Raw genomic sequence first — 22,539 nt, 5'->3', positions numbered from 1 at the left:
TATTATACAATGAAAAAGGATAAGAGTTGAATGATTATTCTTTGTACTTTTCTAATTTTATCATAAAAAAATTATAGCAGAAAAAATTATGTAACGACAGTTACAATTAGGTAACATTAGGTGTCTTAATATAAATTCATATGAAAATAGTATATAATATGTAGATGGATGTAGAGTAGAAAGAAGGTAGTCATCCGTGAAAAAAATTAAAATATTCTTCTTCATTTACCGGCTTGGTGGCGGTGGAGCTGCAAGAACATTATTAAATATTGTTAATTATATAGATAAAAATAAATTTGATGTTACATTAATAACGTTGAATTTTGATTATAATTATGACCAATTCGTACATGAAGATGTTCGATTTGTGAAATTGCGTACTAAACGATTACGATCAAGCATTTTTGAATTAGCACAGTTGTTAAAAAAAGAGAAACCAGATATTTTGTTTAGTACGGTATTAACGTATAATATCGTTGCAATCTTAGCGAAAATACTTTCCTTTACTAAAACGAAAGTAATCGTTAGAGAGGCTGCTTTACTAGGTGGTACGAGTAAAAAGGAAAATTTTAAATTAGCGGTTGCTGGACGATTATATACATTTGCAACTAGAGTTGTTGCGTTGTCTTATGGGGTAAAAGATAATTTAATGCACCGATATAAAGTACCAGAGAACAAAATAAATGTCATTTATAACCCCGTTGATTTGGTCCATATTCACGCTGAAATGAATCAACCATTATCTAATGAAATAAACACCATCATGGAACGCTATCATAAAGTATTAGTGACAGCGGGACGATTCGTTAAAGAAAAAGATCAACATACATTATTGCGCGCATTTGCGAAAGTGAAAGATGTGGATAACAGTTGCTTAATCATCTTAGGAGAAGGTGAATTAGAAGCGAGTTTAAAAAAAGAGGCGAAGGATTTACAAATAGATGATCGCGTTTATTTTGTTGGCTTTCAAGAAAATCCATATGCGATATTTAAGCGGGCTGATGTATTTGTCTTGACATCGATAACAGAAGGCTTTGGACATGTATTAGTCGAGGCCCTTGCAACGGAAACAATCGTCGTGTCAACGAATGGTAAACCGGGTGTGGAAGAAGTGTTAGACAATGGTAAGTATGGGCTGTTATGTGAAGTAGGGAACGTAAACGATGTAGCGGAAAAATTAACACAAGCAATGAATTTCTGTGAAGAGGAACGACAACAAGCTATTACGTTAGGTATGGAACGTGCAAATGAGTTTCATGCAGCCAAAATTGTTTCACAATATGAAGCGATGTTTCAACAAGTTAAAGGAGTTAACAATGAATAAAAAACAACTACATCATGAGGGAAGGAAAAAGAAAGTCGTTCATATAACGACCGTGCATCACCCTTATGATCCAAGAATTTATTATAAACAATGTATGTCTTTGGCAGAAAGTGGATATGATGTCACATTAATTGCGCAAGATACGAGAGATAAGACAGAAGTGAATAATATTAATCATATTCGATTAAAAACATATAATAGTCGATGGAAAAGAATGTTATTTGGGGTGTGGGACGCTTACAAAAAAGCGAAAGCAGCAAAAGGAGATATTTATGTATTTCATGACCCAGAATTAATCGTAGTTGCTTCATGGTTGAAACGAAAGAACAATATTGTTATTTATGACATACATGAAGACTATGTAACGAGTATTTTACAAAAAAATTATTTATCATCCACTTTACGAAAATTCGCAGCACGAGGTTATAAATTAATTGAAAAGTTTTTTACCAGAAATATGGAAAAGAGTTTAGCGGAAAAATATTATAAAGATATGTATCCGAATGGGACATGCATCTTAAATTATCCGTTAATGAATAAAGAATTTCTGGAATATGATCGTGCAACCAAACCATTATCGAATAAAGTACTTTATACAGGGAATGTAAATGGGGATCGAGGAGCATTCATCCATGCGAATATTCCTAATATAAATCGAAACATTCAAGTACAATATGTTGGGAAATGTGTAAAACCTGTTGCACATCAAATTATGGATGTGGCGAAAGAAAATAAAGATAACATCCAAATCATGGGGATCGATCAATTCATTGTAAAAGAAGATATGGAAAAAATGTATACAAAAGAAAATTGGTTAGCTGGTATAGCTATATTTCCGCCAACAGAACATTATATGAGAAAAGAGCTAACAAAGTTTTTTGAATATATGAATGTAGGTTTACCAATTGTTTGTTCTAATTTTCCAGTTTGGAAGGAATTTATTGAAAAATATGAATGTGGCATAGTAGTAGACCCTTATAATGAACAAGAAATAAATGAGGCCTTTCAAAAATTGATAGATAATCCTGAAATAGGTTATGAAATGGGTAGAAATGGAAAAAGGGCAGTCGCTTCTGAGTTGAATTGGGAAGCGGAAAAAGGTAAACTATTAGATTGGTATGATCAATTATTAAATAAGGAAGTAAAAATATGAAGCAACCGTTAGTTTCTGTTATTACACCTTCTTATAATGCAGAACGATTTATTGGAGAAACCATTCAATCTGTACGAAATCAAACATACGATAATTGGGAAATGATTATTGTGGATGATAAATCGACAGATCATACGGTGGAAATTGTACAAAAACATATCGATCAAGATGCTCGTATTCGAATGATTCGTTTACAAGAAAATAGTGGTTCTGCCATAGCAAGGAATACAGCGATCGATCAAGCGTCAGGTAAATATATTGCATTTCTTGACAGTGATGATGTATGGTTACCAGAAAAATTATCCAAACAAGTTCAATTTATGGAAGAAAATAATCTTACTTTTTCATTTACTAAATATGTACGTATGAGGGAAGATGGAACATTAACAAATGGTTATTCAAAAGTACCAAAAAAAATTACGTATGAAAAATTAATGAAACATTGTGTCATCGGTTGTTTAACTGTAATGTTGAACAGAGATGCGATTGGCAATGAACGAATGGTGAATATACGTACAAGACAAGATTATGCATTTTGGTTAACGTTATTAAGAAAAGGCCATACTGCATATGGATTAGATGAAGTGCTATCAAAATATCGTTTGGTAGAAAACTCTATTTCAAGTAATAAATTAAAAGTAGCGAAACAAAACTGGAATTTATATCGTCATATTGAAGGACATTCATGTATAAAAGCAGCTTGGTATTTTTCACATTATGCCATTCGATCTGTTTTACAGGTAATTAAGTTTCGCATAGTGAAATAAACTCGTTTTATATTAGGCGGTGTAGGAAAAAATTGAAGAATTATATAAATGAAATTACGAAAAGAAAAGACCTGTTACTCTATTTAGTAAAATCGGGATTAAAGGCAGAACATCGAAATAGTTATTTAGGTTATTTTTGGTGGTTACTTGATCCGTTGTTAAGTATCGCTGTGTATTATTTCTTAGTTGTCATTATTTTAGATCGTGGCGGGCCGGATTATGCCCTATTTTTAATTATTGGACTCATCGTATGGAGATGGATTAGTTCTACCATTAATGCGTCAGCCAAATCGATTTTACGTTATAGTTCTATTATAAACCAGGTAGCATTACCGAAGTTTATATTTCCGTTGTCGTTTACCATTACACAACTAGTGAACTTTTTATTCGGTTTAATCGTCGTAGCACTTGCGTTAATTTTGTATGCAGAAGTACCGACATGGCATATTCTTTTACTGCCACTCATTATTATTATTACGTATACATTTTTGTTGGCTGTAGGTTCTGTTTTAGGTTTTGTTACAGTATTTATTCGTGATATTGATAATTTATTAACACATGTCATTCGAATATTTTTCTATGCATCTCCTATTATTTGGGAAGGTGGACGTTTGCCCCCTGAATATGGTTGGGCAGTTGCAATTAACCCAATTGCGCATTTAGTTACATCATTCAGAGATGTTTTAATGTATCACCAACTACCAAACTTTGTATCGTTAGGCATTATCTTTGTTGCATCAATTATTACAATTATATTTATGTTGAACTATTTTAAAAATAATGAACATAAAATTATAAAAGCATTGTAATGTGGGAAAACTAAGGAAAAAGAGGTTTTCATATATGTTAAATCATAATGTAAAGGAAACAGAGCGCGAACATGTTATTGAAGCAGAAGATATTGGTCTGTTTTATGATCCAAAAGTAAATACGGATGATTATAAATCAAGATTGTTAGATCTTCTAACTCTTAAAAAGAACAATGAAGACAAGCAAAAGGAAAAAATATGGTCCTTACGCAATGTGACGTTTACAGGTTATAAAGGTGAAATTTTAGGGATTATCGGTTCAAACGGTGCTGGTAAAACGACTATTAGTAAAGTGATTACCGGTATTTTACAACATGATGAAGGGACATTGCATGTAGATGGAAAAGTAACTGCATTGTTTTCTTTAGGCATGGGGTTTAATAAAGAATTAACAGGTAGAGAGAATGTTTATTTAAATGGAATGATGCTCGGCATAAAGAAAGATTTAATTGATGAATATATCGATGAAATCCATGCATTTTCGGAAATTGGCGATTTTATCGATCAACCGATGAAATATTATTCAAGTGGAATGAAAGCTCGTCTAGGTTTTAGTGTTGCCGCGAATTTACAACCTGAAATTCTAATTTTGGACGAAGCATTAAACACAGGAGATATTAAATTTGGTAGAAAAGCTGCAGAAAAATTAAAAGAGTTAGTAGCTAACGCCAAGATGGTTATTATTGTGACACATAGTTTACGGTATGCACAACGTAATTGTGATCGTCTTATTTGGTTGCATAAAGGACGAATAAAAGAAGTTGGCGAACCTAAAGAAGTTATTGCCAACTATCGTGCATCCGTACCAAAAATGCCGAAAAAGAAACGTAGCTTAGACTTAGCAAAAACAAAAACGATTGTTCGCAACAATATTGTAATGAAAGCGACGGATTTAGGGATATCATTTAAATTAAATAGAAAAGAAAAACATTGGGCTTTAAGACATTTAAATTTTACAATTAAAGAAGGGGAAGTCGTTGGGATTATCGGACATAATGGTGCTGGAAAAAGCACATTATGTAAATTGATGACGAATATTTATAAGCCTGATGAAGGTGGTTTACAAATAAATGGACGAACATCTTCATTATTAGGGTATGGAACAGGATTTAACCCTCAATTGACCGGTACAGACAATATTTATTTAAATGGAATGTTATTAGGAATTCCAAAAGAGGAAATCGAGGAAAAATATGAGGAAATCGTCGAATTCTCTGGAATTAAACGAATGATTGATAGACCGATGAAGAACTATTCAAGCGGAATGAAATCACGTTTAGGATTTAGTATTGCGGCTGTGTTAAAACCAGATATTTTTATCATTGATGAAGCATTATCTACGGGAGATTTAGCGTTTCGACAAAAAGCAACAGAACGTATTCAAGAGATGATGGAACGTGCAAAAGCAGTTATTATTGTGACACATAGTATGCATTTTGTAGAACAAGTATGCACTCGTGCATTATGGATTGATAAGGGGAAACTTCGTTTTGATGGAGATGCAGAAGAGGCTGTAAAATTATACCGTGAAGCGATGGGCGTGAATGCACCGAAGCAAAAGAAGAAAACAGGCTCAACCAAAAAGAACGTAGTAAAAAAGACAGCATCCAAAAAAACAACATCCCAAAAGACAGCAACTAAAAAAGCAACATCGCAAAAGACGGCAACTAAAAAAGCAGCATCTAAAAAAACAACATCCCAAAAAGTAGTATCTAAAAAGACAGCATCCAAAAAAACAGTGAAGAAAAAACCTACGGAACAAAAGGTTGAAAAAGTAATACCACAAGAAGACAGTAAATAATGGTGGGAAAAGTAGGGTATAATGTTGCATAGCAAGTCTCGAAGAGGTGGCAAATAAATTGGCGAAAATACGACAACTAATAGTAGGGGGCGTAGATTGGATTCTATATACCGTCTTATCAGAAAACATTCGTAAAAAAATCTCACAGATGTTTTCGACGAAAAGAAAAGAAAAAATTAAGACGGTATTGAATTATGGTGCTCACCGAAAAAAACAAATGCAATTGAAACAATTAAAAAATCATATGTATACATTAGGTTTTGCTGACAAAGGGTTAGAAGACTTAAAGCAACTATTACAAGAGGAAGAAAAACCGATGTTTAAACGTATGATAGCTTGGGAAATTGCACTGTGGTATGCAAATTTATATACGAAAGATGGTGCGGAACAAGCATTATATTATTTAAATATTGCAATGACAGGTGAGAAAAATCGTGATCAACAACGTAGAATTGTAGTGCTACTCTCTGAGAGTTTCTTAATATTAGACGAAATCGCTAAAAGTCAAGAAGTTATTCAACAACAATTAGAAAAAGAGGTCCACCCAGACTTATATTTTGCGATGGCCAATACAGTTTCAACTATACAAGATAAATTATATTGGATAAATAAAGTATATGCTTCTAAAAATCAAACACCGATCACGTTTAAAAATGAAAAAGAACCGAAATATGATGATATAGTGATGGCTGAACATGCAAACACTATACGGAATGATGAGAAAGTGACCGTTATATTACCGGCATATAATGCAGTTGACGGGATTGCAATCGCCATTGAGTCCATTTTACAGCAAACATGGCAAAATATTGAATTGATTATTGTAGATGACTGTAGTTCGGATGAAACATTTACACTTGCTCAATCTTATGCGGAAAAGGATGGGCGAGTAAAGGTGTTTCAAACAGAAAGAAATAGTGGACCATATGTCGCTAGAAATATTGGTTTACAACATGCGACTGGTACATACATCACCATTAATGATGCGGATGATTGGTCACATGAACAAAAAATTGAAACACAAGTAAAACATTTACAAGAAAATCCAGAAATTGTCGCAAATACATCGGAACATGCTAGACTACTTGAAGAATCCTTACAATTTTATCGACGTGGCACACCTGGTAAGTTTATTTTTCCAAATATGTCTTCGATTATGTTTCGCAAAGAAATAGTGATGGAGAAATTAGGATATTGGAACTGTGTTCGTTTTGCGGGAGATGGAGAGTTTAAACGACGTTTAGTCAAAACATTCGGTCCAAGCAAATATGTTGATTTACCATCCGGACCATTATCATTGCCAAGACAATCCGCAAATTCTTTAACAGGTAGTTCAGCATTTGGATATAATGGTTATTTTATGGGAGCTAGAAAAGAGTATGTAGAGAGTTTAGAATATCACCACGCACAAAGTGATAGCCTCTATTATCCGTTTCAAATAGATACACCTATTTTTACAGTACCGCGCCCAATGTGGCCGAATAAACAACCATTAATAACCGAAGTCGATCTCTTATTAGTGGCTGATTTTCGTTTAATAGAGAATGAAGCAGAGAAAATAACGGAAATATTGGCACATCTTATAAAAGAGTATGGAGATAGGAAAAAAATAGGACTTGTGCAAATATATCATTATGACTTAGAATTAGATATGGACATTCATCAAAGTGTTCGTACTTATATTGCGAATGGTGATGTAGATATGTTTGTTTATGGAGAAACCGTACAAGCGAAAAAAGTGTTTGTCTTAAGTGGAGAGGCGTTTTCATTAAAACAAAAGTATATTCCTACTATTGAGGGAGAACGAGTATATGTGATTTTTGATGAAAGCATGGATGAAACCTCGTACAAAGGCATACAACACCATTTTCGACTTCATCCTTCTTATATTCCATATCATAAGGATAAAAAGCTCCATGTACCAGCTGAAATGGAGAATACTTGTACGATTGTTCAAAAGAATTGGGTGGATTTCATATGAAAAGTGTGGAGAATGACTCCTTTAAATTGAATAAACAACATTATATAGATGCACTGAACCAATTAGATAAGGATATTCAATTATATATGAAGGATAACAAGGAGTTAGCAACGAACTATTTAGAGATGAGACGACAATTTCAACTCATTCGAAGCAATTCTTTTTATTCATATATAAAGCCGCAAACGTGGAAGCAATTTATACGAACAACGGGTGCATATATATTAGGACGAAGAAATATAAAAAGATTATATAGTACAACCTATAAAAATAAACAAGCTAGTAATGATTTAAAACCAATCTTAGCCTCATTATATGAAGCTGGAATAGAGGATAAATCATTACAAGACTTAAAAGAAATGTACTGGAACAATAGCAACCAATATCAAAAAAGAGCCACCGCATGGGAGCTCTTATTTTGGTATGCAAACAAACAGACAAAAGTAGCTGCACAACAAGCACTACTTTATTTTTTTGATGCATTGTATGGGGAAAGAGATGAGCAGGTCTTTTGTCAAAAATGTATCGTTATTGCGGAATGTTTCCAACGATTAGAAATGTATGATCAAGCAAAACAGATATTACAGCTTGTAGTAGGTACGAAAGATGCAAATGTATATTTAGCAAAGGCAAATATACAACAGGAATGGAGTCAAAAGTTACATTATATAAATAAGGCGCTTTCTTTGTATCGTTTAGAGCCGATTGTCTTAACGTCTGAATATTCTATTCCGTATAAAAATTTACAGGTTGAATTAGATGTGGAAGTGACAGAGGGACCATTAGTTTCCATCATAATGCCGGCATATAATGCAGAAGAGTATATTGATACAGCGATTCAATCATTATTAAAACAGACGTGGAAAAACATTGAAATTATTATTGTAGATGATTGTAGCACGGATAGAACATTCGAGATTATCCAACAGTTCGAAACAACTTATAAGCAAATAAAAGTGTTTCAAACTCCGAAAAATAGTGGTGCGTATGTTGCAAGAAACATAGGTTTAAGAGCAGCAAAAGGAGAATTTGTAACAATTAATGATGCAGATGATTGGTCACATCCACGAAAAATAGAAATACAAATGAATCATCTCAAAGCAAATCCACAAGTGATTGCAAATACATCTGAATTATCTCGAATAACAGAAAATCTTCACATTTATCGTAGAGGAACGAAAGGGAAGTTTATATTTTCAAATATGTCCTCCTTATTATTTAAGAAAAAGGAAGTCCTTGAATCCATTGGATATTGGGATAAAGTTCGTTTTGCAGGAGATGGAGAATTTAAACGAAGATTAATTCGCTATTTTGGAAAAGACAAAATTATCGACTTGAAAACAGGTCCATTATCCTTCCCTTTACAAAGTGAAACTTCCTTAACAGCTAATAGCGCTTTCGGCTATCATGGTGCATTTGTTGGAGCGAGAAAAGAGTATGTAGAATCATTCGAACATTATTATGCTAGTACAGATAATTTGTATTATTCAGATGATCAAGTAGGACGGCCATTCCCGGTTCCTTATCCAATGTTAATGGATCGAAAAAAAGGTGATAGATTTATAGATGTCATCATGATAGATGATTTTTATAATATGACGGAAGACCAAGTAACCACACTCATTCGGGATATTAACATACATCAATCATTGGGTTTAAAAACAGGACTTGTGCAAATGTATGCAACGTATCCGGTTAATCAAAATAGAATGCACGAAAAAGTTAGAGCGTTAATAGATGGGGAAGAAGTGCAAATGGTTGTGTATGGTGAAACTATTTATAGTTATGTTCAAATGACACGTAATTGTTTAACATTACAACATATTCAACAATTTTTACCTAAAATACATTCAATTGGTTCTATTGTTTTAATAGATGAAATAGTTCAAAAGAGGTATAATAAGGAGAGCATTAATTTTAGGACGCTAAGAAACAATCATATAAAATATTATAATAAAGTAGGTTTATGGTACTTTAAGAACGAACAAATAAAACAACAATGTATGAACAATTCTAAGATAAATATAACTACCGTACCGACAAGTGTAGATTATTGGATTGATGATACTGATTATACTCATCATTATATTCAAAGATTGAAACGTTGGATATTAGATATGTAATGGAAGGAGGGAGTTGATGTATATGATAAAACAATCACCTATAAAAGACATGGACGATGTGATAAATAAAAAAGAGGCATTCCTCTATCAACAATATTTGAATAATGAATATAAACGGGAAATAAACAAAATTGAAAAAAGTGGTACATGGAAAGCAGGACGTATTTCTCGTTTTTTTTCAAAAATAAGAGCAAAAATGTTTGGACGTTTTCCAAGTCGAAAAATGTATGAACAAGTCATAACGGAAAACAATCAATTAAGGGAACAATTATTAGAACAAACCGCTCAAATACAGCAAAAATCACTTTATCATGAGGAGATGCTGTCGTTAGAACGAATGCAGTTATTACGAGAATTAAAGAATAGTGGACAACTGTTTACACACTTCAAAGAGACGATATCCTCGTTTGAAAAATATCGTATAGACATGAAGGAGACACTTGTTCAAATAGCTCGCTTATATATGAATGAAGAACCAGAAATAAAAGTATATATGTTTGAGCAAATTTTGGATATATTACCTGTAGAAGATATTCCAGAATTTATGATTCGAATAGGGATAGAAGAGGATGTTCCTCTAACTTCAACTGCCTCCTTCCGTGGAAGTCTTTCCATGCGGATGAGACAGGCACAGTATTTTCCTAGATTACCAGAATGGCAGCTAGACGATAAAAAAAGTGCTTATTCTTTTGTAGAACAATTTAATATAAAGGTTCCACATACAAACGATTATTCCTATGATATAGCATCTTTACCATTACAGGAGGGGATTGTTATAAAGCCTGTGAATGGTGCAGGTGGTCGTGGTGTCTACATCGTTCACGATGATACATGGATTATCGACGTAAAACAGTCAAGTGATTTTCAAGGATTCGATGAACTAAAAAGTAGAATGTACAAAGATTTAGCGACAGGTGCTGTAGATGAGGACTGTTGGTTTATCGAGGAAATTATTTATGAAGATAAACAAGAGAAATTAGCTGGAAGAGATTTAAAGTTTTATACATTTTATGGGAAAGTTGGTCTCATATTAGAGATTATACGTTATCCAGAAATGCGTTATTGTTGGTGGGACAGTAATTTAAATCGAATTTCTGTTGGGAAATACGACGAACAATTATTCGTAGGGGATGGTGTAACAAAAGAAGAATTACAAATGGTTGAGAACTTAAGTGAACAAATACCAGCACCGTTTATTCGAATTGACTTCTTACGTTCAGAAAACGAGTTAGTTTTTGGAGAATTTACACCAAAACCAGGAAATTATGATGAATTTAATAAAGAAGTAGATCAACGATTAGGCGATGATTATTTGAATGCACAAGTACGATTAGAAATGGATTTAATAAACGGAAAACAATTTGAGCAGTTTCATGCATATAGAAAAGATTTAGTGACGGAATTGTAAGAAGATTTTTTTAGGAGGAACTTTCATGGATATGTTAAATGAAGATTGGTTGCCACATATATCACCTGAGGTTGCATCGGAGGTGAAAGGGAATTATTTAGATGCATATCTTATTGCATTAGAAGGTTGGAGAAGAGGTCTAACATTAAAGTGGCATATTAAAGATGCAGAAGAATTTAAAGATATGAAAACGTGGTATGTAGATCACCCAGGACAGTTATTTACATTAGAATCTTCGGAGAAAAAACATTATTTCTTTCGTACACGAGGCGATAAAGTAACGAATGATGCTGTTGAAAAGGCAATGGATAAAACAGTGACAAAGAAAATAATGGAAGAAAAGTCCATTTCTGTTCCTAAAGGTATGCAATTTACTAAAAATACAAAAATAGAAAAAATTATCCAGTTCGCCGACGAAATTGGATATCCAGTCGTAGTAAAACCAATCGACGGAAGTTTTGGACGTGGTGTATTTACAGAAATAAAAGATAAGTCAGAGCTAACACATATTTTGCAATATGTACAAAATGAGGCAAAAGAGCAATCATTCATTATTGAGCAACATGTTTATGGAAAAGATTACCGCCTTTATGTTGTAGATGGACAAGTTGTAGGAGCTATTTTAAGGCTTCCAGCGAATGTTGTTGGAGATGGCATTAATACATTAGAGGCTCTAATCGAAATTAAAAATAATGAACGTTTATTAAACCCTAGATTAATGGATTGTCTTATTAAAGTAGACAATGATTTAATTCGATTTGTTGAGAAACAGGGGTATGCATTAGATCAAGTAATAGAAAAGGATCAGGTAGTCCATTTATCGGACAAGGCAAATATTTCTATCGGTGGAGATCCGATTGGAGTATTAGATTCCTTAGATGACAAAATAAAGCAGATAGCCATACAAGCATTACAGGCAGTGGAAGGATTACCACATGGTGCTGTTGATATCATGTATGATGAAACAAAACGAGAAGGATACGTGATTGAATTAAATCCAACCTCTCAATTAGGCGGCATTTTATTTCCGTTAGAAGGAAAGTCATCTGATGTGCCTGCTGCTATCATTGATTATTATTTCCCCGAAACAAAAGAGATAGTAACGGACAAACATAAAATGTATTTTGATTTTTTCGAAGTAATTGAACCATTAGTATCTAGACAGTCCGTTGTTACGACGGTGACTCCTGCATTGATAGGAACGATTCATATGAGAAAATATAGCGTGTTTGGAGAAGTGACGAATCTTGGATATCATTTAGGTTTACGTAAACAAGCATTTGAACGGAACTTACACGGTTTTGTAGACATTGTAAATGAGAATGAAATAGAAATTATTGTCGCAGGTTTAGAAGAAGAAATGGTAGATGACTTTGAAAACGGAATTACAGAAGATGAAGAAAGAGCAGTTGTATTAGAAATAAATAAAACAGATTATAACGGATATGTGAAAGTTGGTTTCGATCCTCGTGCAAATATAAAAGTCTTAGAACAAGATTTAAATGAAATGGTTGAAGAACTTGATGATGTCAGAACGTCGATACGACAATTAGAGGTTCAAAAGAGAAAGTTACTACAAAGCACCTCTTGGAAAGTGACGAAACCAATAAGAACAGTTGGGGCAATTTTTAAAAGGAAATAAGGTTTTATGTAAAACAAGGAGGATCATTAGAGTGAAGAATATAAGCGGAGTTAGCCTACCTCAATTAACGAATAAAATGGTTAAAAATGCCCGAAAGACAAGGCTAGATGCATTTGCGGTCGCATTAGAAGGTTGGAGACGCGGATTGAAATTAAAATGGTATACGAGTGATTCGGAACATTTTCAAGATATGATTATTTTCGGTGTGAATCCACCAGGAAGATTATTCTCTCTGTCATCAGAAGAACGAACACACTATTTCTTCCGTACACGTGGAGATAAAGTAACGAATGAAGCGGTAGAATTAATGGATGATAAAGGAATTACGAAGAAAATTATGGAAGACCACAATATATCCGTTCCGCAAGGGAAATCGTTTGGAGAAGAGCATAGTGATGACGATATTATTATGTATAGTAGAACGATTGATTATCCATTAGTATTCAAGCCGACAAATGCTAGTTTAGGCGATGGTGTTGTTACAAACATACGTACGGAAGCAGAATTAAGAGAAGCGATCTATTATGTGCGAGAAGAATTAGGATATCCAGACGTTGTGTTAGAACAACATGTTGCAGGGAACGAATACCGTGTATATGTCGTAAAGGATAAAGTTGTAGCAGCCTACAATCGTATTGCAGCAAATATTACAGGTGATGGTGTACATACGATTGAAGAACTTATTGATCTTAAAAACCTAGAACGACGAAAAAACGCTAGATTGAATAGCTGTTTAATTCATATTGATGTAGAAATTTTGAAATTTATTGAAGAAAAAGGTTATACATTAGAGAGTATTCCTCCAAAAGGGGAGTATATTCCATTACGTGAAAAGACAAACGTATCTTCTGGTGGGGACCCGATTGATGTGACAGATAAAATTACGGATGAGTTAAAGCAATTAGCTATTGATGCCATTCAGGCCGTGCCAGGTTTAGATCATGCTGGAGTGGATATCATTGAAAATGCGGCAGGAATAGGTTCAGCACCAGGATTTGTCATTGAAATTAACGCAACAGCACAAATTGGAGGAATCTTATTCCCATTGGAAGGAATGGCCCGTAATATACCGGCAGCAATTATTGATTATTACTTCCCTGAGACGAAAGGGATCGACACATCGGATTCAAGAGTTTACTTTGATATGTCGTCTGTCTTGGAACCGATGGAAAACCGTTCAGCATTAGAAGTAGAGGTGGCTCCGGCACCTAAAGGAACATTATATTCAAAGAAATTTATCGTTTCTGGAGACGTACAGCGTGAAGAATACCATATTTGGTTAAGAAAACAAGCATTAAATTTAGGTATTCATGGTCATATTAAGAGCTTTGGCTTTGATGAAATTGAAATTGTCGCTGCAAGTACAAGTCGTAAAAAGTTAAGGGAATTTCGTACGTTAATAAACGAATTTAAAAATGGAAAAAACATTACAAAAATTGAATCAGCGAATTATGAAGGGTCCATTGTTGTTGGTTTTGATATTGTTGAAATTTATAATACGTATAATTTACGTTCGACAAGACATTCACTACGAAGAGCAGAAATCGAATTGATTCGAATGAATCGACGAAAAGAGCGATTAGAAAAAGATATTGCACATATTGAAAATAGTACTTCATGGAAAGTAACAAGCCCAGTTCGAATGTTAAAAAATAAATGACACATAATGTTGTGAGGTTAAAAAAACAGCTAAAGGAAGATGTGTATGCATACGATAGGATTAATGAGAAACTATAAAGAGCCAACGAAATTGGCATTAATTATGGCGAAAACATTAAGGTATTATGGAATTGACTTAGTATATTTTACACCTCGAAGTGTAAATATGATAACGAATAAAGTAACGGGAGAAGTATTACGTGATGAAATATGGGTACGTGTTGTCATTGATGTACCTAAAATCATAGATATTTCACCAATTTGTTTTCAAAAAGAAAATGAAGAAGTCATTAATTATTTAATGGACACTGTATATTTGACAGATGATATGTATAATCGTATCAACAAATATAATGTTCAACAATATATTAAAGAAGATGCAGAACTAGCAAAATATGCGATACCATCGCATTTACTATCAGATGTAGATACATTTATGACCTTTATTAATGAACATACAAATGTTGTATTAAAACCAGAGTATGGTGGAGAAGAAAAACATGTATATTTAATCGAAAAAGGCATGTTTGGATATCGTGTAAAGTATGGTAAAAAGGCGATATCCATGTCAGAGGCTAAATTGATAGAGCTCATACAAGGATTGGTTAAACAACGTTATATAGTTCAAAAGTTTATTCACTCACAAACATTAGATGGACAACCATTTAATTGTCGGTTACACTTTGAGAAAGATGGTTTTGGTGATTGGGAAATTGCCTCTTATCATGCAAAAGTCGATATCGAAAAAAATATCGTTGGAAAAATAAGGCAAAAAAATGGTGTCATTGATATTGAATACATTTTTAAGAATTTATTTAAAAATAAATGGAAAGAAATTAATGAGAAAGTATTAGAGTTGGCCGATATTTTACCTTATAAAATAGAACAATTTCGACAGAGGAGTTTAATGACACTCGGTATTGATATTGGTGTTAGTCGGAACGGAAATATATATATTTTCGAAGTAATTGGTGCACCTAGTACAGATTATATTGAATATAATGTCGTTAATTTCCGTACGCAATATTATAAATACTTGTTAGATCAACAAACCGAACTAGATACTATGAATCAAATGCAGGTTTAGATGAATACCCGAGAGAAAGGGAGAAATTCATGAAAAATTTTGATAATGTTATAGTGGAAAATGTTCGAGCAATTAATTTAAATGCTTATTTAATAGCTTTAGAAGGTTGGAGAAGAGGGATTACCATAAAGTGGTATGATGAATGTCACTCATTTCCGACGAAGAACAATGAAAATAGACAGCAACGTTTAGGGAATATTTTTTCATTGACGTTACAAGAAAGAACGCATTTCTTTTATCAAGCATATGGTGATCAAATACAGGATCATCTGCGAGAAATGCTACAAGATAAACAAGAGTTGAGGGAACAATTAACAAGAGCAAATTATTCCGTCTTACAAAATAAAAGCTTTTCATCCACAATAAAAGATGAAAAGCTTTTGGACTATTCTGAACAAATTAATTATCCTATAGTATTTAAAATAATGAATAAAAAAGTATCATTTATTTGTGAAGATGAGCAAGAATTGTTGTATGCCATTGAAAAATGGAGAAGTGTTTCTACAGGTAGTTGTTATATTGAACAATATTTACAAGGAAATAATTATCAGTTGTATATTGTGAAAAATGAAATAGTAGGAGCATTAAAGAGAGCGCCGATTTATATTATAGGTGACGGAGAGAAGACGATTAAAGAGTTGATTACAGAAAAGAACATTCAACGTAAAAATAACCCCTCTATGAAAAAGAATATGATAAAAATAAATAAGGAATTAAAATATAGTTTGATGAAAAATGGTTATTGTATAGACGATATACTTCAGCATGGAGAAAAAGTCTATCTATTTGGAAAGGAAAATATCACTTATGCAGATAGTGTAGAAGCATTGTCAATGATTCCACAACATGCTCAACATACGGTTCTAAGTTTAGTACGACAATATGAAGGACTTACACATGTAGGAGTAGATATTATATTACATGAGAATGTTTGTACAATTGTAGATATTGATACAAATCCAGATATTTCAAAATATGTATTTCCTGTCGTAGGAGAACCGGTGCATATTACTAAATTTATTATCGATGCTTATTTTCCAAAAACAACACACACACAGACAAATCCTTATTTATATTTCAATTATGGTTTGGTTCGTAAGCAATTAACTGAAGGAACAATGCAGTCTATCGAATTATCACAAAAACCGATTGATCCATTCGCTATGAGACAGTATATTGTATATGGAAAAGTGCAAAAAGTTTCATATAGAAAATGGATTCAAAAAGAGGCGCGAAAAAAAAGGTTACATGGTTATGCAAGGAACCTAAAAAATGGTAATGTAGAAATAATTGTAGGGGGAGAAAAAAAAGACGTAGAGGATTTTAAACAAATATGTGAAAAAGGCTCACCAAGATCGAATGTGACACATGTAATCGAGAAAGAGTGGAATGTACCAATCCCTACAGGATTTATTATAAAAAAATCAGAAAAGTAAAAGGATGAGAGATATGGCTACAAAAAAAGTAACAATTGGGGCAACAGGAGATATATTACTTCATAAACGTGTATATGAAAAAGCTAGAAAGAAAGATGGAAGTTTTGATTTTGCTCCGATGTTTGAGAATGTGAAACATTTATTTGATAAAGACCATTTAATTATTGTGAATCAGGAGTCGATTATAGGTGGGGAAGAATTAGGGTTATCAGACTTTCCTAATTTTAACAGTCCAGTAGAGATAGGATATCAACTGAAAGATATGAATGTAGACATTGCAAATATAGCAAATAATCATGTACTAGATCATGGTGAAAAAGGCATACTGAGCTCTATTGAGAATTGGGAGAAAATAGGGATTCCATATGTAGGAGCATACAAATCTTTTGAAGATCAAGAAACTTTGCGTATTATTAATAAAAATGGTCTAAGAGTTTGTTTCTTATCGTATACAAAAGGACTTGGCGGTAAAAAGGTTCCAAAAGGAAAAGAATATTTAGTGAATCAGCACGGAGTCACAAAATTTGCTGGTCATAAAGATGTGGCGGGAGTTAGAAGACTTATTGACCAAATTAGAAAACGGGATTTAGCAGATGTTGTTGTTTTATCGATACATTTTGGAAAAGAATATCAAATGAAACCAACTGCATATCAATTAGAAACGGCTAGTAACCTTGCAGATGCAGGAGCGGATGTCATTATCGGGCACCACCCGCATGTTGTACAACCGTTTGATTTCCTAGTAAATTCCAAAGGAGAAACAGTGTTTACCGCTTATTCATTAGGGAATTTCTTTTCAGGACAGAAAGGTCTCTATCGACAAATTGGTGGTTATATGACAATAGACGTTGAAAAAGAAGGCAATAATAGACTTTTAAAAATAGATAATCCGACATTTAACTTAACTTATGTCGATAGTTCGGATAAAAAGGATTATAAAATGCACTTATTAAAAGACATAGTAGATACACAAACATCGATCAAAACAGATGTAGGCGAGTTTGATGCGAAAGAAGTGTATGAAAGAATGGTAAATCATACGAAAATGTATTTGCCGAATATGGAAGTGAAATAATAAGTTTTTTGGAGGAATCAAAAATGGAACAAAGATATGAATGGTTACCACATTTGTATGATACTTTAACAGATGATACATTTGGTTATCCTGTTACACCATACTCTATCGCTCTAGAAGGTTGGAGAAGGGGATTAGAATTAACATTCCACTATACTTCTGCAAAAAAGAAATCTTGGGCAAAGTACTCTCTAAGTGATGGAGAGAAGACACATAATTTTGTTGCGTCACGTGGCGATTTAGTAACCTTTGATGCGAAGGAAATTTGTAAAGATAAGTATGAAACAAAGAAATATTTAGCGAAGGCGGGCGTCCCTACACCAGCAGGAGAAGAATTTGATGCAGAAGTAACAGATGACGAAATTATTCAATTTGCAAATACCCAAGGTTATCCTTTAGTAATTAAACCGGTGGATGGTACAGGAGGACGTGGAGTTATTGCAAATATTAGAAATGAAGAAGAGTTTAAACAATCATTGCAATATGTTCGATATGAATTAGATTTTAAACATATCATTGTAGAAGATTACTTTAAAGGTGAAGATTATCGAGTATATGTAGTGGGAGATAAAGCGGTAGCGGTTGCTAAACGTATTTCACCTAACGTAATTGGAGATGGTAAGGCTACGATTTTGGAATTAATAGAACGTAAAAACAAAGAAAAAGTAGATACGAAATTATATAAAGGTAGTCAAATTAAAATTGACAAGGAATTAAAGACGTTTTTAAAGGATAATGGGTACTCATTAGATTTTATCCCAAAAGAAAATGAACGAGTTTTTGTTAAAAGTAAAAATAATGTTACCGCTGGTGGGGATCCGATAGATGCAACAGATGAATTATTTCCAGAAGCAAAAGATATAGCTGTACAAGCGTTAAATGCAATACCAGGATTAGGACATGGCGGCGTAGATGTGATGGTGAATCATGAAACGAAAGAAGCTATTATTTTGGAAGTTAATTCACAGGCAAATATTCGTTTAAATCTATTTCCAATGGAGGGGAAAGGTAGAGATATTCCTAAGGCAATCGTTGATTATTATTTCCCGAATACGAAGCAAAATTTATCGAGTCCTTTGTTTTTTGATTTTGGAGAAATTTGGAGGACATTAAAACGTAAAGAGGTTAAACATATTACAGTACCAAATCATCCTCAAGGGGATTTAACATTAGTTAGATATACAGTAAAAGGAAAAGTAAGGTATGTAAACTTTGCTAAATGGGTTAAAGAAATAGCGAATACACATCAAATTCAAGGATATGTAAAACATTTAGAGAATGGAACTGTATCTATTGTAGCTAGTGGTTTAATAGAAGATATGGAAGGTTTTAATGAAGACCTTATTAAAAATAGACCTGAGAAATATGCTGACTTTGATATTGCACAAAATATTCGTAAAACCCCGGTAATGATTGGTTTTCAAACTTTTAATCAACATTATGATATTCAGTTAATAGATGGGTATCAACCGGTGCGATTACAAGATCCTAAAAAAAAATCATCTAAAACGACCAAACGTGTAAAAAAGACAACATCGGTAAAAAAGAAAGAAAAGCCTAAAAAAGTAGTAGATACAAAGCAAAATATTAATTCTTCTGCTTCTACTGTCCAAGTGAACAAAGTAGATTATGAAAAGAAATATTACAATATAGTAAATAGCACATCTTGGAAGTTAACTAAACCAGTTCGATTAATTGGGAAAATTGTCAAAGGTAAAAAAGTATAGAAACTTTAGTAGATCATCCTTCAGATATTTGCACTAGGATGATCTATCTTTTCATATTATATTTACCGAATACAAAGGATGGATAAAATGAATATTGGAATAATGAGAAATGGTGCAAAGCCTAGTTATTTAGTCGAATTAATAGCGATTTACAGTAAAGCATATGATGTAAATATTATATATATGAGTCCAAAAGATATAAACATTGCGAAAGGTACAGTAAGTGGAAAAACATTAGTAAATGGGGATTGGATAAAGATTCAAACAAAGATACCAAAATTTATCGATATCTCACAATTTTGCTTTAAAAAGAAAAATCGTGAAATAATAGAATACCTGAGAAATAATGTATTATTATCAGATAATGGACTAAATCGAAATAATAAATTGAAATTTATTAAAGAAGTAAAGAAAGATAAAAAATTAAATCATTTAGTAATCCCTACACAAAAGGTAAATTCAATAGATGATATTATAACATTTATGGATAAGTATCAAGAAGCTATTTTAAAACCTATTGCAGGTCAATTTGGGAGAGACATATTTCTTTTGAAGAAGGATGAAGAAAAAGGATTTACATTGTATCAGGGTACAGAGGAACGATATTTAACTAGAGATGATCTTTACACATTTTTTGAAGAAAATCTGAGTACTAAAAAATATATTATACAAAAATTTATACATTCTATTACCAAACAAGGTTATCCTTTCGATTGTAGAATTAATGTAGAGAAAAATGGAAAGGGAGAATGGAGTACTGCAAGAATGTTTATTCGAATTGGTATCGGACAGAAAGTCGTTTCTAATATTAGTCAAGGTGGGGCAGTCAGTAAGCTCAAGTCCTTTTTAAATGCCAATTTCCCTGTGGAACAAGTGAAGGTAATTGAACAGCGTTTAAAAGAGATTGCAAAAACAGTTCCTTTAAAGGTGGAAGAATTAAGAAAGCAACAATTAATGACGTTAGGAATAGATGTTGGAATTGATCGTGACGGTTCCGTATATTTATTTGAAGTCAATGGAGCACCTGGAACATCACAATTACGTGCAGAAGTTGCGGAGTTAAGGGCGCAATATTATAGTTTTATAAAAAACAAAATACAATTTGAACAGAAAGGGGTTAAATAATATGATTGTAGGTTTTTTAAGGAAAACAAATACCCCACCAAAGTTAGCAAGGTTATTAAGTTATACGTGTAATTATCATGGTATATCATTGATTTATATGACTCCTAAGGGAATCAATATGGAAAAAGGAACTGTTCAAGGGAAAATGTTGATTAACAATACTTGGGAAAGAGTAGAGGTCCCTTTACCCAAATATATTGATATAAACCCTCACTTTTTTTCCTATAAAAAATATTCTAAATTAATGGAATATCTTAAGGTTAACACAAATTTATCTATTAATCGTAGGAATATTATGAAGAAAGATGTGCTACAAGAAACATTAATCAATCATGAGAGACTTCATAAATATGCTATTCCTGGTGAAAATATAGACACTTTTGAAAAATTCTTTGATTTTATAATGTTAAATAAAAAGGTTGTAGTAAAGCCTGTTAACGGTTTGCAAGGGAAATCTGTAGTAGTTCTTCAAGCAATAAATGAGAATTTATTTGTCATTGGGGAACAAAAAAGTGAAAAGCAATATACTAAGGATGAGTTAAAGGATTTATTTACTACCGTATTTAAAAAATCGAGGTATGTTGTACAAAAGTATATCACTTCTCGAACAAAGCATAACGATCCTTTTGATTGCAGGGTACATATGGAAAAAGGTGCAAATAACAGATGGCATATTGCTAATATATTTGTACGTATAGGTATTGGCCAATCGGTTGTTTCAAATGTTAATCAAGGTGGAGGGATCAGCAAATTAACATCATTTTTAGAGGTTAATTTTAAAGATAAATCAAAAGAAATTGAGCAACATTTAAAAAGAATGGCAATGGATATGGCATCTGAAATGGAAAGAATAACAGAAACTCAATTATCTACGATGGGATTAGATGTAGGAATTAATCCAGAGGGAGATTTATATATATTCGAAATAAATAGTTTACCAGTTGTTAGCCCTCAATTATCCGAAGTAACTCTACTACGTGCACAGTACTATAAATATATGTTAGAACATAATGAAAAGGAAAAATTTAAAAAAGAACAGGATAATATTATAGAGTCAAAAGCAGAAATTCAGAAATTAAAAAAACAACTAAAGCAGATTGAATCTAGTACGTCATGGAAAGTAACAAAACCAATCAGAAGTATTGGTAGAAGATTGCAGGGAAAAAATTTTTAATAGTTGTATTAAAAGTACTATTTTTATTGTGATAACTAATAACACAATTTGAATAAAATGTTAATTGTTTTATTAAATCATATTAAGGTATTGGTGTATGGTTTTATTCAATAAAATTTTTATAATGAAGAATGTATTTGTGTTTATAGGTTAGAAGATAGAAACACACATCTAAAGTGGTGCTAGTATAGTTTCATGGACACATCTAAGTTAAATTTATACAATGACTTTTAAGGAGGATGTGTCCG

The 22,539-nt window shown here is 32.7% G+C and carries 16 protein-coding genes; all 16 read left to right on the top strand.

Annotation, left to right across the window (positions count from 1 at the left end; all coding sequences use genetic code 11):
- The first annotated feature begins 196 nt into the window (after positions 1 to 196).
- The 16 genes from WKT09_RS10380 (at position 197) to WKT09_RS10305 (ending at position 22,291) form a co-directional block, all read left to right on the top strand.
- Positions 197 to 1,324 (top strand): glycosyltransferase, encoded by a 1,128-nt coding sequence (locus WKT09_RS10380; protein WP_340415958.1) that lies wholly within the window; start codon positions 197 to 199, stop codon positions 1,322 to 1,324.
- Positions 1,317 to 2,477, top strand: a complete 1,161-nt coding sequence (locus tag WKT09_RS10375; protein WP_340415957.1) for a glycosyltransferase — start codon at positions 1,317 to 1,319, stop codon at positions 2,475 to 2,477. Before WKT09_RS10380 ends, WKT09_RS10375 begins: the two co-directional genes overlap by 8 nt.
- Entirely contained in the window at positions 2,474 to 3,244 is a 771-nt protein-coding gene (locus tag WKT09_RS10370; protein ID WP_340415956.1) for a glycosyltransferase family 2 protein, read from the top strand. Before WKT09_RS10375 ends, WKT09_RS10370 begins: the two co-directional genes overlap by 4 nt.
- A 32-nt stretch (positions 3,245 to 3,276) precedes the next feature.
- Positions 3,277 to 4,053, top strand: a complete 777-nt coding sequence (locus tag WKT09_RS10365; RefSeq protein ID WP_340415955.1) for an ABC transporter permease — start codon at positions 3,277 to 3,279, stop codon at positions 4,051 to 4,053.
- A 34-nt stretch (positions 4,054 to 4,087) separates the two neighbouring features.
- Positions 4,088 to 5,854 (top strand): ATP-binding cassette domain-containing protein, encoded by a 1,767-nt coding sequence (locus WKT09_RS10360; protein ID WP_340415954.1) that lies wholly within the window; start codon positions 4,088 to 4,090, stop codon positions 5,852 to 5,854.
- A 58-nt stretch (positions 5,855 to 5,912) separates the two neighbouring features.
- Positions 5,913 to 7,835, top strand: a complete 1,923-nt coding sequence (locus tag WKT09_RS10355; protein ID WP_340415953.1) for a glycosyltransferase family 2 protein — start codon at positions 5,913 to 5,915, stop codon at positions 7,833 to 7,835.
- Positions 7,832 to 9,958, top strand: a complete 2,127-nt coding sequence (locus tag WKT09_RS10350; protein ID WP_340415952.1) for a glycosyltransferase family 2 protein — start codon at positions 7,832 to 7,834, stop codon at positions 9,956 to 9,958. Before WKT09_RS10355 ends, WKT09_RS10350 begins: the two co-directional genes overlap by 4 nt.
- Positions 9,959 to 9,974: 16 nt before the next feature.
- Positions 9,975 to 11,366, top strand: coding sequence for an ATP-grasp fold amidoligase family protein (locus WKT09_RS10345; RefSeq protein ID WP_340415951.1), 1,392 nt, complete (start codon positions 9,975 to 9,977; stop codon positions 11,364 to 11,366).
- A 25-nt stretch (positions 11,367 to 11,391) separates the two neighbouring features.
- Positions 11,392 to 13,008 (top strand): ATP-binding protein, encoded by a 1,617-nt coding sequence (locus WKT09_RS10340; protein ID WP_340415950.1) that lies wholly within the window; start codon positions 11,392 to 11,394, stop codon positions 13,006 to 13,008.
- Between the two features lie 31 nt (positions 13,009 to 13,039).
- Positions 13,040 to 14,668 carry an acylphosphatase gene (locus WKT09_RS10335; RefSeq protein WP_340415949.1) on the top strand — a complete coding sequence of 543 codons (1,629 nt, stop codon included), beginning with the start codon at positions 13,040 to 13,042 and terminating at the stop codon, positions 14,666 to 14,668.
- 45 nt (positions 14,669 to 14,713) lie between these two features.
- Positions 14,714 to 15,754, top strand: a complete 1,041-nt coding sequence (locus WKT09_RS10330; protein ID WP_340415948.1) for a YheC/YheD family protein — start codon at positions 14,714 to 14,716, stop codon at positions 15,752 to 15,754.
- Positions 15,755 to 15,783: 29 nt separating this feature from the next.
- Positions 15,784 to 17,190, top strand: a complete 1,407-nt coding sequence (locus tag WKT09_RS10325; RefSeq protein ID WP_340415947.1) for an acylphosphatase — start codon at positions 15,784 to 15,786, stop codon at positions 17,188 to 17,190.
- Positions 17,191 to 17,203: 13 nt separating this feature from the next.
- Positions 17,204 to 18,265: a CapA family protein gene (locus WKT09_RS10320; RefSeq protein ID WP_340415946.1), complete on the top strand. Its 1,062-nt coding sequence runs from the start codon at positions 17,204 to 17,206 to the stop codon at positions 18,263 to 18,265.
- A 23-nt stretch (positions 18,266 to 18,288) separates the two neighbouring features.
- Positions 18,289 to 19,992: an ATP-grasp domain-containing protein gene (locus WKT09_RS10315; RefSeq protein ID WP_340415945.1), complete on the top strand. Its 1,704-nt coding sequence runs from the start codon at positions 18,289 to 18,291 to the stop codon at positions 19,990 to 19,992.
- Between the two features lie 87 nt (positions 19,993 to 20,079).
- The gene (locus tag WKT09_RS10310; RefSeq protein ID WP_340415944.1) at positions 20,080 to 21,117 is read left to right on the top strand and encodes a YheC/YheD family protein; all 1,038 of its coding nucleotides are present in this window, start codon (positions 20,080 to 20,082) and stop codon (positions 21,115 to 21,117) included.
- A gap of 1 nt (position 21,118) precedes the next feature.
- Positions 21,119 to 22,291 carry a YheC/YheD family protein gene (locus WKT09_RS10305; protein WP_340415943.1) on the top strand — a complete coding sequence of 391 codons (1,173 nt, stop codon included), beginning with the start codon at positions 21,119 to 21,121 and terminating at the stop codon, positions 22,289 to 22,291.
- Positions 22,292 to 22,539: the final 248 nt, after the last annotated feature.

Source organism: Pseudogracilibacillus sp. ICA-222130 (genome assembly GCF_037892545.1).
Taxonomy (GTDB): domain Bacteria; phylum Bacillota; class Bacilli; order Bacillales; family Amphibacillaceae; genus Pseudogracilibacillus.
The sequence above is the reverse complement of the archived record's forward strand: the minus strand, read 5'-3'. Positions and strand labels throughout refer to the sequence as shown.

What these genes read in the sequence shown, in the direction of transcription:
- WKT09_RS10370 (WP_340415956.1), top strand. Translation starts at nt 2,474, where the DNA reads ATGAAGCAACCGTTAGTTTCTGTTATTACACCTTCTTATAATGCAGAA.
- WKT09_RS10360 (WP_340415954.1), top strand. Translation starts at nt 4,088, where the DNA reads ATGTTAAATCATAATGTAAAGGAAACAGAGCGCGAACATGTTATTGAA.
- WKT09_RS10345 (WP_340415951.1), top strand. Translation starts at nt 9,975, where the DNA reads ATGTATATGATAAAACAATCACCTATAAAAGACATGGACGATGTGATA.
- WKT09_RS10375 (WP_340415957.1), top strand. Translation starts at nt 1,317, where the DNA reads ATGAATAAAAAACAACTACATCATGAGGGAAGGAAAAAGAAAGTCGTT.
- WKT09_RS10315 (WP_340415945.1), top strand. Translation starts at nt 18,289, where the DNA reads ATGGAACAAAGATATGAATGGTTACCACATTTGTATGATACTTTAACA.
- WKT09_RS10330 (WP_340415948.1), top strand. Translation starts at nt 14,714, where the DNA reads ATGCATACGATAGGATTAATGAGAAACTATAAAGAGCCAACGAAATTG.
- WKT09_RS10340 (WP_340415950.1), top strand. Translation starts at nt 11,392, where the DNA reads ATGGATATGTTAAATGAAGATTGGTTGCCACATATATCACCTGAGGTT.
- WKT09_RS10310 (WP_340415944.1), top strand. Translation starts at nt 20,080, where the DNA reads ATGAATATTGGAATAATGAGAAATGGTGCAAAGCCTAGTTATTTAGTC.
- WKT09_RS10350 (WP_340415952.1), top strand. Translation starts at nt 7,832, where the DNA reads ATGAAAAGTGTGGAGAATGACTCCTTTAAATTGAATAAACAACATTAT.
- WKT09_RS10305 (WP_340415943.1), top strand. Translation starts at nt 21,119, where the DNA reads ATGATTGTAGGTTTTTTAAGGAAAACAAATACCCCACCAAAGTTAGCA.
- WKT09_RS10325 (WP_340415947.1), top strand. Translation starts at nt 15,784, where the DNA reads ATGAAAAATTTTGATAATGTTATAGTGGAAAATGTTCGAGCAATTAAT.
- WKT09_RS10320 (WP_340415946.1), top strand. Translation starts at nt 17,204, where the DNA reads ATGGCTACAAAAAAAGTAACAATTGGGGCAACAGGAGATATATTACTT.